Source organism: Streptomyces sp. NPDC004065 (assembly GCF_044903565.1).
Classification (GTDB): domain Bacteria; phylum Actinomycetota; class Actinomycetes; order Streptomycetales; family Streptomycetaceae; genus Streptomyces.
Map to the genome: position 1 here is coordinate 318,212 of NZ_JBJDQT010000001.1, position 12,108 is coordinate 330,319.

Annotated in this window: 11 protein-coding genes; 5 read left to right on the plus strand and 6 right to left on the minus strand. The window is 74.3% G+C overall.

Translation table 11 applies throughout. The features are described 5' to 3' along the window. Positions 1–56: 56 nt before the first annotated feature. A complete protein-coding gene (locus ACI2LW_RS01440) occupies positions 57–1,769 on the plus strand; it encodes a chitinase (RefSeq protein WP_404729065.1) in 1,713 nt (570 codons plus the stop codon). A 117-nt stretch (positions 1,770–1,886) separates the two neighbouring features. Here ACI2LW_RS01440 and ACI2LW_RS01445 read toward each other — a convergent pair whose 3' ends face one another. The 4 genes from ACI2LW_RS01445 to ACI2LW_RS01460 form a co-directional block, all read right to left on the minus strand. Then, positions 1,887–2,507, minus strand: coding sequence for a hypothetical protein (locus tag ACI2LW_RS01445; protein ID WP_404729066.1), 621 nt, complete (start codon positions 2,505–2,507; stop codon positions 1,887–1,889). Positions 2,508–2,673: 166 nt separating this feature from the next. Beyond that, positions 2,674–3,102 (minus strand): RidA family protein, encoded by a 429-nt coding sequence (locus tag ACI2LW_RS01450; RefSeq protein WP_404729067.1) that lies wholly within the window; start codon positions 3,100–3,102, stop codon positions 2,674–2,676. Further along, on the minus strand, positions 3,099–3,896 hold the full coding sequence (locus ACI2LW_RS01455; protein WP_404729068.1) for an IclR family transcriptional regulator: 798 nt from the start codon (positions 3,894–3,896) through the stop codon (positions 3,099–3,101). The genes ACI2LW_RS01450 and ACI2LW_RS01455 overlap by 4 nt, the downstream gene beginning before the upstream one ends. Beyond that, the gene (locus ACI2LW_RS01460) at positions 3,893–5,185 is read right to left on the minus strand and encodes a sugar kinase (protein WP_404729069.1); all 1,293 of its coding nucleotides are present in this window, start codon (positions 5,183–5,185) and stop codon (positions 3,893–3,895) included. The genes ACI2LW_RS01455 and ACI2LW_RS01460 overlap by 4 nt, the downstream gene beginning before the upstream one ends. 141 nt (positions 5,186–5,326) lie before the next feature. Here ACI2LW_RS01460 and ACI2LW_RS01465 point away from each other — a divergent pair, with 141 nt between their 5' ends. Beyond that, positions 5,327–6,595: an amino acid deaminase gene (locus ACI2LW_RS01465; protein WP_404729070.1), complete on the plus strand. Its 1,269-nt coding sequence runs from the start codon at positions 5,327–5,329 to the stop codon at positions 6,593–6,595. Positions 6,596–6,642: 47 nt separating this feature from the next. After that, positions 6,643–8,292 carry an amidohydrolase family protein gene (locus ACI2LW_RS01470; RefSeq protein ID WP_404729071.1) on the plus strand — a complete coding sequence of 550 codons (1,650 nt, stop codon included), beginning with the start codon at positions 6,643–6,645 and terminating at the stop codon, positions 8,290–8,292. A gap of 31 nt (positions 8,293–8,323) precedes the next feature. Here the strand turns inward: ACI2LW_RS01470 and ACI2LW_RS01475 are convergent, their stop codons facing one another. Both ACI2LW_RS01475 and ACI2LW_RS01480 read right to left on the minus strand, forming a co-directional pair. Then, on the minus strand, positions 8,324–9,214 hold the full coding sequence (locus tag ACI2LW_RS01475) for a serine protease (protein ID WP_404729072.1): 891 nt from the start codon (positions 9,212–9,214) through the stop codon (positions 8,324–8,326). Between the two features lie 105 nt (positions 9,215–9,319). After that, positions 9,320–10,210, minus strand: coding sequence for a hypothetical protein (locus ACI2LW_RS01480; protein WP_404729073.1), 891 nt, complete (start codon positions 10,208–10,210; stop codon positions 9,320–9,322). Positions 10,211–10,336: 126 nt separating this feature from the next. On the opposite strand from ACI2LW_RS01480, the gene ACI2LW_RS01485 reads away from it, so the two are divergent. Together ACI2LW_RS01485 and ACI2LW_RS01490 are read left to right on the plus strand one after the other, a co-directional pair. Next, the gene (locus tag ACI2LW_RS01485) at positions 10,337–11,548 is read left to right on the plus strand and encodes a pyridoxal phosphate-dependent aminotransferase (protein ID WP_404729074.1); all 1,212 of its coding nucleotides are present in this window, start codon (positions 10,337–10,339) and stop codon (positions 11,546–11,548) included. Positions 11,549–11,663: 115 nt separating this feature from the next. Then, the gene (locus tag ACI2LW_RS01490) at positions 11,664–12,107 is read left to right on the plus strand and encodes a hypothetical protein (RefSeq protein WP_404729075.1); all 444 of its coding nucleotides are present in this window, start codon (positions 11,664–11,666) and stop codon (positions 12,105–12,107) included. Position 12,108: the final 1 nt, after the last annotated feature.

Here is a 12,108-nt window from a genome sequence, read left to right on the forward strand (position 1 = left end):
TGCCCTCCCCACTCCCCACTCCCCCACCGGAGGCCCCAGTGGACCGCGTATCAGGCATGCCCAGACCGTCGTCCGGACGGCACCGCCCCCGGCGCACCGCACCGGCAGCCGCGACGGCGGCCCTCGCGCTCGCCCTCTGTCTCGCCGGCACCGGACAGGCGCAGGCCGCCGACGTCAACAACGCAAGGAACGCGGGCTTCGAGTCGGGCCTGGGCGACTGGACCTGCTCGGCCGGCAGCGGCACCACCGTCTCCTCCCCCGTGCACGGCGGTTCGGCCGCGCTGAAGGCCACCCCGGCCGGCCAGGACAACGCCCAGTGCAGCCAGACCGTCGCGGTGAAGCCCAACGCGACGTACACACTGAGCGCATGGGTGCAGGGCGGCTACACCTACCTCGGCGCGAAGGGCACCGGCACCACGGACGTCTCGACGTGGACGCCCGACACCCCGGGCTGGAAGCAGCTGTCGACGACCTTCACCACGGGCGCCTCGACGACCTCGGTGACGGTGTACCTGCACGGCTGGTACGGGCAGGCGGCGTACTACGCGGACGACGTCTCGGTGTTCGGCCCGGACGGGGGCGGCGGCGGTGACCCGGCCCCGACCGTGCCGCGGGCCCCGGCGGGCGTGTCGGTCACGGGCACCACCTCGTCCTCGGTCTCCCTGTCCTGGAACACGGTCCAGGGCGCGACGGGCTACACCGTCTACCGCGACGGCACGAAGGTGACGGCGGTGAGCGGCACCTCGGCCACGGTGACCGGCCTCGCGGCCTCCACCTCGTACTCCTTCCAGGTGACGGCGGCCAACGCGGTGGGCGAGTCGGCGAAGTCGGCGGCGGTGACGGCCACCACCGCGGCGACCGGAGGCGGCGGGGGCGGCTCCGGGGTGCCCCGGCACGCGGTGACGGGCTACTGGCAGAACTTCGACAACGGCGCCACGGTCCAGCGGATCTCCGACGTGCCCGCGCAGTACGACATCATCGCCGTCGCCTTCGCCGACGCCACGACCACCCCGGGCGCGGTGGGCTTCACCCTCGACTCGGCGGGCCTCGGCGGCTACACGACCGACCAGTTCAAGGCGGACATCAGGGCCAAGCAGGCGGCCGGCAAGAAGGTCGTGATCTCGGTCGGCGGCCAGAACGGCACGGTCTTTGTCAACGACCCCGCCTCGGCGGCGAACTTCGCCGACTCGGTGTACGCGCTGATGCGGACGTACGGCTTCGACGGCGTCGACATCGACCTCGAGAACGGCATCAACGCGACCTACATGTCGCAGGCGCTGCGCACCCTGTCGTCCAGGGCGGGCTCGTCCCTGGTCATCACGATGGCCCCGCAGACGATCGACATGCAGTCCGCGTCGGCCGGCTACTTCCAGACGGCCCTGAACATCAAGGACATCCTCACCGTCGTCAACACCCAGTACTACAACAGCGGTTCGATGCTGGGCTGCGACGGCAAGGTCTACAGCCAGGGCTCGGTGGACTTCCTCACCGCCCTGGCCTGCATCCAGCTCGAGGGCGGTCTGTCCCCGTCCCAGGTGGGCCTCGGCGTCCCGGCCTCCCCGAGGGGCGCGGGCAGCGGCTATGTCTCGCCCACGGTGGTGAACAACGCCCTGGACTGCCTCACCCGGCTCACCAACTGCGGCGCCTTCAGGCCCTCGAAGACCTACCCGGGCCTGCGCGGCGCGATGACCTGGTCGACGAACTGGGACGCGGCGGCGGGCAACGCCTGGTCGAACGCGGTGGGCCCGCACGTGCACGGGCTGCCGTAGCCCGGCGCGTCACGGTGCGCCGGGAGGTCCCGGCGCACCGACACGTCCGGCGCACCGACACGTCCGGCGCACCGGCAGGTCCGGCGCACCGGCGCCAGGACGCCTCCTGGGCCGCTGCTAGGCCTCCCGCTCCGGCTGCTCGGCGTCCTGCGCCGGCTGCTCGGCGTCCTCCTCGAAGTACGCGTCGAGGACCGCGTCGAGTTCCTTCTCCCACTCGGCGAAGCGGGAGCGGGAGGAGGCCTCGATCTCGATGGGGTACCAGCGGCGGTCGGGGGTGTGGACGGTGACCGTGAAGCGCTTGCCGAAACGGGGGGTCGCCGTCTCGACGGCGCCGATCTCCTCCCAGCGGAACTCGCACTGCTGGTCGTCGAGGACGAGGCGGACGCCCTTGTGGTCGGCGACGATCCGGGCCCGGCGGTCGGCGGCCTCGAAGACCGGACCGGCGGGGGCTTCCCCGGCTTCGGTGTCCTCCCCGGCCGCGGTGTCCTCCGGCTCGGTCTCCTCCTGCGCGGTGTCCGCCGCGGAGGCGTCCTCCGGCGCCGCGTCCTCCGGCGCCGCGTCCTCCGGCACCGCGTCCTCCGGCGCCGCGTCCTCGGGTGACTCCTCCCCGGCGGACGCGTCCTTCGGGGCCGGCGTCGCGGGTGCGGTGAGTCCCGGAATGAAGGCCGGGTCGAACCCGGCGCCCGTCACGGGCTCGCCCTTCAGGGGCTGGCTGCTCGTACCTGTGCGCTGCTCCACAGCGGGCAGTATGGTCGACGATCCTGTGTCCGGCGCAACCGGTCCCCCGCATCGTTATCGGAGCCCTGCACGAACACGCCCACCACCGCCGCCACCGCGAAGCCCGCCACCGACAGCACGCTCCGGGGGCGCGGGCGGGGCGGTGGCGGGGCGGTGGCGGCGGGCGTCAGCCGAGTACGGCGAGCGCGTCGACCTCGATGAGGAGCCCCGCGGGCAGTCCGACGTAGACCGTCGTGCGCGCGGCGGGCGGCTGGGTGAGGCCCTGCTCCTCGAAGTAGGTGTTGTAGATCTCGTTCATCTCGGCGAAGTGCGCCGTGTCGGTGAGGTAGACGCGGATCATCATCACGTCGTCCCAGCTCGCGCCGCCCTCCTGAAGGATCGCCTTGACGTTGGCGAGGGTCTGGAGGGTCTGCTCGCGCAGGGTGGGCCCGGCGGGCGTGGGCGGCCTGCCCTCCTCGGCGGGCAGGAAGCCGACCTGGCCGGCGACCTGCAGGATGTTGCCCTTGCGCACCCCGTGGGAGAACTTCGCGGGCGGGGTGGTGTGGGTGCTGGGGGTGAGGGCGGTCTTGGGGGTCGTCGCGGTGCTGTCCGTCATGCGGTGCCGTCCCTGTCTCGTACGGTGCTGTCCCTGTCCGGGGTGGTCACGGGGGTTCTGCCGGAGTACTCGCCGCTGATGGCGTCCGCCGTGCGGCGCACCAGCGGCAGGAGGGTGAGGAGTTCGCCGGCGCCGACGACGACGTTCGGCGCGGACACCGACATCGCCGCCACCACCCGGCCGTCGGCGCCCCGGACGGGCGCGGCGACGCAGTTGATGGACTCCTCGTGGCCGCCGAGGTCGGTGGCCCAGCCCTGCTCCCGCACCTTTTCCAGCTCCCGCAGGAACGCGGCCGCGTCGGGGGTCGAGCGGGAGGTGTACATGGGGTAGTCGAGCTTCTCGGCGACCGCGCGCCGCTCGCCCTCGGGCAGGTCGGCCAGCAGCAGCTTGGCCACGGCGGCCACGGTGATGGCGACCGGCTTGCCGATCCGCGAGTACATGCGCACCGGGTAGCGGCTGTCGACCTTGTCGATGTAGAGCACTTCGCCCTCCTCGTACACGGCGAGGTGGACGGTGTGCCCGCAGCTCTCGTTGAGCCGTACCAGGTGGGGGTGGGCGATCTCGCGGACGTCCAGGTTCTCCATCGCCTCCTGGGCGAGGGCGAACAGGCGGGCGCCCAGGCGGTAGCGCTGGTCGGACTGGCGGTAGACCAGTCCGTGCCCGTGCAGGGTGCGCAGCAGGCGCAGCGCGGTGGACTTGTGCACGCCGAGGCGGTCGGCGACCTGTCCGAGGTCGGCGGGGCCCTCGGCGAGCAGCGGCAGGATGCTCAGCGCGCGGTCGACGGTCTGGCTCATGGCGTACGTCCCTCCTCCTCGGCCCCCTGCGCGGTGCGCGTCCAGCCGGGGCCGAGTCGAAGTCTCTCCCACGCGGCGTCGTCCAGGGCCGCCAGCCGGTCGGCGCGGTCGGTCCAGGAGGGGCGGGGCGCGGCCGCCGCGTGGGGGGCGGTGGCCGGGCGACGGGTGGGCGGCGCGGCGAGGTCGCCGGGGACGGTGAGGGCGGCGGCGGCCATGAGGTGGCCGTGGCGCAGCCGGTCGCGCACGGGCAGTCCCCGCAGGGTGGCGGACAGGAAGCCGGCGGCGAAGGCGTCGCCCGCTCCCACGTGGGCGACGACGTCGACCCGGGGCGCCGGCACGAACACCGGGGTGCCGCAGGCGTCCGCGGGTGTGGCGCGGTCGCGCGGCCCGTCGGCGTCCACGCGCCGCTCGCGGTCGTCCGGGTCGCCCGCGCCCACGGACGTGTCGCGGTCGCGCGGCCCGTCGGGGCGGTCCGGGCCGCCCGGGCCGTCCGGGCCGTCGGGGCCGTCCGGGCCGTCGGGGCCGTCGGGGCCGTCCGGGCGGCCGGTGCCGCGGCACCAGGCCGTGGCACCGTCCGCGCCCTGCTTGACCACGATCGTGCCCGGCTCGGGCAGCGCCCGGCGGACGGCCGGGCCGCCGTCGAGCCCCCAGGCCGCGCGGGCCTCGTCGGCGCCGACGAACACGATGTCCGCGCCGCGCGCCAGCTCCAGCAGCACCCGCCCTCCTTCGGCGTCCCGCCACAGCCCGGGCCGGTGGTTGACGTCGAAGGAGACCAGCGGGCGGCCGGGGCGGGGCGCCGTCAGCTCGCGCAGCAGCTCCAGGCAGCCGGGGGACAGGGCGGCCGTGATGCCCGACAGATGCAGCACCCGGGTGGCGCGCAGCGCCCGGAGGTCCACGTTGCGCACGGTCATCGCGGAGGCCGCCGAACCGGCCCGGTAGTACGCCACCTCGTGCGCGTCGGTGGCCCGGTCGCCGGCGGTGCGGAAGTAGATGCCGGTGGGGCGCTCCGGGTCCCGCCGTACGGCCGTGACGTCGACGCCGTACGCCCCGATCGCCGTGACGAGATGGTCGCCGAAGCCGTCCGCGCCGGCCCGGCTCACCCAGCGGGCGGAGTGGCCGGCGGCGGCCAGGGTGCAGACGACGTTGGACTCGGCGCCGCCGATGGCCCGCTGGAAGGCGGGGACGTCGGCGAGGCGGCCCGGCCGGGTGGGCAGGAACGTGACCATGGACTCGCCGAGCGCCGCGACGTCCACGACGCCGGGGCCGTTGCGGGGTCCGCCGGCGGTCACGATGCTCGTGGCTCCTCGGCTCGGGGGGCGGGGTGGCGGGGTCCGTGCGTTGACCCCGTGTGGCCGAGATGTTAGACAGCGGTGAGCGTCGCACGCAATGAGTGTTGCAGTACATGCAACACGCCTGATCAGGGAGGCTGCATGAGCTTCGAAGCGCTGGCCCGGCTGTCCGAGGAACGCGTCGACCACCGCTTCAAGGGCCTCCCGCCCGACGCGGACGGCCTGACCGTGGGCGAGCTGGCCGCCCAGCGCCGCAACCTGTTCACCGGCGGCTTCACCACGCCCGTGCTCGCGCTGTCCGCCGAGCGTCTGGAGCACAACCTCGCGCTGATGGAGGCGTACGCCGCCCGGCACGGCCTCGCCTTCGCCCCGCACGGCAAGACCACCATGGCGCCACAGCTCTTCCACCGGCAGCTCCAGCGCGGGGCCTGGGGGATCACGCTGGCCGTGCCGCACCAGGTGCGGGTGGCCCGGGCCTTCGGCGTGCGGCGCGTCTTCCTGGCCAACGAGCTGGTGGACCCGGCCGCCCTGCGCTGGATCGCGGACGAACTCGCCGCCGATCCCGCCTTCCGCTTCATCTGCTACGTGGACTCGGTGCGCGGGGTGGAGCTGATGGACGCGGCCCTCGCGGGCCGGGCGCCGCGGCCGGTGGACGTGGTGGTGGAGCTCGGCGCGGGCGAGGACGCGCGCACCGGGGTGCGCACCGAGGAGGAGGGCGCGGCGGTCGCCGGCGCGGTGGCGGCCACGCGCACGCTGCGGCTGGTCGGGGTGGCCGGCTACGAGGGCGAGGTGCCCCGGGCGGACACGGACCGGGTGCGGGCCTGGCTGCGGCGGCTGGTGGCGCTGGCCGCGGAGCTCGACAGGGCGGGCCGGTTCGAGGCGGCGGAGGAGATCGTGGTCAGCGCCGGGGGCAGCGCCTGGTTCGACACGGTCGCCGAGGTGTTCGCCGGCCTCCCGGAGCTCTCCCGGCCCACGCTGAGGCTGCTGCGCTCCGGCGCGTACATCTCGCACGACGACGGGCACTACCGCAGGCTCACCCCGTTCAACCGGGTCCCGGAGGAGGGCGCCCTGGAACCCGCCTTCCGCCTGTGGGCGCAGGTCGTCTCACGCCCCACCCCCGGGCAGGCCTTCGCCAACGCGGGCAAGCGGGACGCGGCGTACGACCTCGACCTGCCCGTCGCCCAGGCGGTGCGCCGGGACGGCGCCGAGCGCCCCGCCACCGGCGTCGAGGTCACCGGACTGTCCGACCAGCACACCTGGCTGCGCACCGGCCCGGAGGCCGACCTGGAGGCGGGCGACTGGATCGGGCTGGGCCTGTCGCACCCCTGCACCTCGTTCGACAAGTGGCAGCTGATCCCGGTGGCGCGGGCCGACGGCACCGTCGTCGAGTACATCCGTACGTTCTTCTAGGCGGCACGTTCTTCTGGACCGCGGGCTCCCGCGGAAGGAGGCACCTCATGGACCCGGTCGAGTTCGCGGACTTCGCCGACCTCGTCATCCGCGACGCGGACGTGGCCGACGGCACCGGCGGCCCGTCCTACCGCGCCGACGTGGCGGTCAGGGACGGCCGGATCGTCTCGATCGTCAAGGAGGCCGCGGCGGCGGGCTGCCAGCGGCCGCGGGCGCGGCGGGAGCTGGACGCGGAGGGCCTGGTCCTCTCCCCCGGCTTCATCGACATGCACGCGCACAGCGACCTGGCGCTGCTGCGCGACCCCGACCACAGCGCGAAGGCCGCCCAGGGCGTCACCCTGGAGGTGATCGGGCAGGACGGGCTGTCGTACGCGCCGGTCGACGACCGCACGCTTCAGGAGGTGCGCCGGGCCGTCACCGGCTGGAACGGCCCCGGCGACGACGTGGACTTCACCTGGCGGTCGGTCGGCGAGTACCTGGACCGGCTCGACCACGGCTTCGACGGCGAGGGCATCGCCGTCAACGCCGCGTACCTGGTCCCGCAGGGCACGGTCCGCGCGCTCGCCGTGGGCTGGGAGGACCGCCCGGCCACGCCCGGGGAGCTGGAGAGGATGCGGCACCTGGTCGCCGAGGGCCTGCGGCAGGGCGCCGTCGGCATGTCCTCCGGGCTCACCTACGCGCCCGGCATGTACGCAACGGACGCGGAACTCACCGAACTGTGCCGGGTGGTGGCGGCGCACGGCGGCTACTACTGCCCGCACCACCGCAGTTACGGGGCCGGGGCCCTTCAGGCGTACGCCGGGACGGTGGCCCTCGCCCGCGAGGCGGGCTGCCCGCTGCACCTGGCGCACGCCACCATGAACTTCGCCGCGAACAAGGGCCGGGCGCCCGAGCTGCTGGCGCTGCTGGACGAGGCGCTCGCGGCGGGTGCGGACATCACCCTCGACACCTATCCCTACACCCCCGGCTGCACCACCCTGGCCGCCCTGCTGCCGAGCTGGGCGAGCGCGGGCGGCCCGGAGGAGGTCCTCGGGCGGCTGGCGGACGACGACACCGCCGAGCGGATCCGCCACCACCTGGAGGTCACCGGCTCCGACGGCTGCCACGGGGTGCCGGTGGAGTGGGGGACGATCGAGGTCTCCGGGGTGACCGAGCCCGCGCTCGCCGCGTACGTGGGCCGCACCGTCCGCGACGCGGCGGCCCGGCGCGGCGAGACGCCGTGGGCCGTCGCGCGCCGCCTGCTGCTCGCCGACCGGCTGGGCACGACGGTCCTCCAGCACGTGGGCCACGAGGAGAACGTCCGGGCGATCATGCGGCACCCCGTTCACACCGGCGGCTCCGACGGCATCCTCCAGGGCAGCAAGCCGCACCCGCGGGCCTACGGCACCTTCCCGCGGTATCTGGGGCGGTACGTCAGGGAGTTGGGCGTGCTGTCCCTGGAGGAGTGCGTCGCGCACCTGACCGGGCGGCCCGCGGCCCGGCTGCGGCTGCCGGACCGGGGCCTGGTGCGCGAGGGGTACCGGGCCGACCTGGTCCTGTTCGACCCGGCCACCGTCGCGCCGGGCAGCACCTGCGAACGGCCGCGCGCGCTGCCCACGGGCATTCCGTACGTGCTGATCGACGGCCGGTTCGTGATCGAGGACGGACGGCGCACGGACGTGCTGGCGGGACGGGCGGTGCGCCGCACCCCGGTGTGACCGCCCGCCCCGCCGCCTTCCGCGCCCGCCGCTACGGCTTGGGCAGGACGCAGCCGCTCGCGTTCAGGTTCAGCTTGTTGCCGGCGCCGAAGCAGGCGGGGATCTGGTACGTCTCCTCGGCGTAGTTGATGCCCTGGCGGACGGTGACGTTGCCGCTCGCGTCCACCTCGCAGGGGTTGTTCACGGTGCAGCGCTCGCCGTCCTCGTTGCCGGTGTTGTTGACGGCGACGACCTTGCCGGTGGCGGTGTCGACGACGGGCGAGCCGGAGGTTCCGCCGATGGTGTCGCAGGCGGAGGTGTAGCGGACGGAGTCCTTCCAGGTCCAGCCGCCCTCCTTGAGGCGGTGGACGAACCCGTCGATGGAGCAGCTGTAGATGCGCTTCCAGTAGCCGGAGACCACCTTGATGGCGGTGCCGGCGACCGGGTGGGTGTCGCTCAGGGTCAGCGCGCCGATGCCGTAGGAGTTCCTGATCTGCGCGTAGGTGCGGGTGAGCTGGTAGATCGTCACGTCCGTGTCGGTCATGGTCGAGTACGCGACCTTGCTCGCGCGGAGCGTGGCGACGCGGGTGCCGGAGGAGTTGAGCAGTCCGAAGGAGCGGCTGGAGGCCTGGTCGACGACGACCTCGCCGGGATCCGGGAAACCGGTCTCCAGGCAGTGGCCGTTGGTGAGCACGAGCGCCGGGTCGCCGTCCGCCGAGCTGGGGAAGCGGATGACGGAGCCGGAGCAGTTGCTCAGCGCGACGGTTCCGGCGAAGTCCACGGCCTTCAGCGAGGGCGCCGCGCCCGGGGCCGCAGCGGCCGGCCGGGCGGCGGCCGCCTGGGATCCGGCCGCCCGGGGCGCCGCGGTGGCGGCGGCCGCGGGGGCGATGCCGGCCCCGGTGATCACCAGGGTGGCGACCGCGGCAAGGAGAGGCTTGTTCATGTGGGGTCCCCTCAGTCAGACGTGGGCGACCGGAGATCTTCCGGCCGCCTGTCTTGTCATGTGCATTGTGATGGCGTGAGGGGGTGCCCACAAGAAGCCGTGGGCCTATCGGGGGTGCCAGGGACCGCCCCTGCCGTGCCCGCGGCCGGGCCGCCCGGAGGCGGACGCCGCCGCCGTGGGGCTCGGCGTGGTGGAGCCGGCCTCGGAAGTGGGCGAGGGCGACCGCACGGGCGCCGGGGTCGTCACCGGGTCCGCCGGGGTGCCCGGCGAGGCGGTCGCGCCCCCGCTCGGCGGTACGGCCGTGCCCCCGCCCGGCGTGGCGGAGGGCGGGCCGCTGCGGGCGGTGGCGGCGGCTCCGGTCGCGGCGGCAGGCCGCTCGCCCGGGGAGGAGGCGGCGGTCGTGGGGCCGGCGGAGACGGTCCCGGCGTCCTCCGCGCCGGCCGCCGGACGCGTGCGGTCCGGCGTGCCCTGCGGCTGCTGCGGCGACGAGCCCAGGGCCGTCACCCCGGCGATCACGGCGGCGAGGGACGCCACGCCCACCGCCCCCACGGCCGCCACCACGCGCCGCGAACGGCGCTCGGCGCCGCGTTCCGCCGCCCGGCGCGCCCGCCGCCCGCCCGGCGCCGCCTGCCCGAGCCCTTCGCCTGGACCCGGGGCGCCGCCCCCGGCCCACGCACCGCCTTCCCCGGCCCACGCGCCGTCGCCGTCCGCGGCCCGCGCGCCGTGCCCCTGCGCGGCCCATGCGCCGTGCCCTTCCGCGACCCCTATGCCGTCGCCTTCCGGGGCCCGCGCGCCGTCCCCCGGCGACGAGCCGGCCGGAACCCGCGGCAGCTCGCGTGTCTCGTCGTACGCGTTCTGCCAGCCGTGGGCCGCGGCCGGATCGGCGTACCCGTCGTAGTCCGGAATCGCCGTGGGCTGCGGCTGGTACACGTTCGGCGGCGCCGGGGGCGCACCGTCCGGGCGGGGCAGGCCGTGGACGTCGGGAGGCATGGACATGGCCGGAAAGCATAGGGACCCCCGGGGCCGATGAGACAGCCAAGGGGGAGAAAGGAACATTCCGCCGTGTCTCAGGTGGCGGAAAACACGAGCCATCCGGCCCCGCCCGGCCCTAAGCTCCCTGACATGCAGGTGATCCAGTCGACCAAGCTCGCCAACGTCTGTTACGAGATCCGGGGCCCGGTGCTCGAGGAGGCGATGCGGCTGGAGGCGGCCGGCCACCGCATCCTGAAGCTGAACACGGGCAACCCCGCCGCCTTCGGCTTCGAGTGCCCGCCGGAGATCCTGGAGGACATCCTCCGCAACGTCTCCACGGCGCACGGCTACGGGGACGCCAAGGGCCTGCTGGCCGCCCGCCGCGCGGTGGTCATGCACAACCAGACCCTGGGCATCGAGACCGACGTGGAGCACGTCTTCATCGGCAACGGCGTCTCCGAGCTGATCGTGATGGCGATGCAGGGCCTGCTGGACGACGGCGACGAGGTGCTCGTACCCGCGCCGGACTACCCGCTGTGGACCGCCGCCGTCTCACTGTCCGGCGGCACGGCCGTGCACTACCGCTGCGACGAGCAGTCCGACTGGATGCCCGACCTCGCCGACGTGGAGCGCAAGGTCACCGACCGCACCAAGGCGATCGTGATCATCAACCCCAACAACCCGACGGGCGCGGTGTACGACGAGGCCGTACTCAAGGGGCTGACCGACATCGCGCGCCGGCACAACCTGCTGGTCTGCTCGGACGAGATCTACGACAAGATCCTCTACGACGGCGCCACGCACATCCCGACCGCGAAGGTCGCCCCCGACCTGCTCACCCTGACCTTCAACGGCATGTCCAAGGCGTACCGGGTGGCCGGCTACCGGGTCGGCTGGATGGCCGTCTCCGGCCCCCGCGCGCACGCCGACTCCTACATCGAGGGCCTGACGATCCTCGCGAACATGCGCCTGTGCGCCAACATGCCGGGGCAGCACGGCGTGGTCGCCGCCCTCAGCGGACGGCAGACCATCAACGACCTGGTGCTGCCGGGCGGGCGGCTGAAGGAGCAGATGGACGTCGCCTACGAGCTGCTCACCCGGATCCCGGGTGTGAGCTGCGTACGGCCGAAGGGCGCGCTGTACCTCTTCCCGCGGCTCGACCCCAAGGTCTTCAAGATCCGGGACGACCGGCAGATGGTGCTCGACCTGCTGCGCCGGGAGAAGATCATGGTGGTGCAGGGCACGGGGTTCAACTGGCCCGAACCCGACCACTTCCGGGTCGTCACCCTGCCGGCGGTCGGGGACCTGCGGGACGCGGTGGGCCGGATCGGCACCTTCCTGGACGGGTACGGCCAGCCGTGACACGCCGCGGAACGGCTCACTGAGGGTGCGGTTACGGTCCGGTTCCGCGAACCGGCTCAACTTTAGACCGGTTCTAAGCTAGGATGCCTTCTGTCAGCGCACAGGAGGCCATCCCATGTACGAACCGATCCGCACCAAGTCGGTCCACAGCACGATGGCCGGCACCACCTCGGACTTCCCCCACCGCTCCCGCGAGGAGGAGCTGGACATCCAGCTCGCGGGCCATCTCGCGGCGCTGCTCGCCGTCACCGACGAGCTGCGCACGCTGGCGCCCTCCACCGACCTGGACACGGCCGCCGAGCGGCTCGCCGCACAGGTGGCGCGGCTGCGGGGCGGCCGGGCCCCGGTCCGCGTTCCGGTGGCCGCGGACGCCGTCGCCGGCGCCGGCGAGGTGCCGGCCCTGCACCGGCGGGCGCACGCGCTCGCCGGCCGCGCGCTCGTCGTGGCCGCGTCCCGCGCGGACACCGCGGCGGCGATCCTGGCGGCCGAGCGGATGGACGCGCACACGGCCGCCGTCCAGGAGGAGCCCTCCCAGGAACTGAGTGGCGCCGCCCATTAGC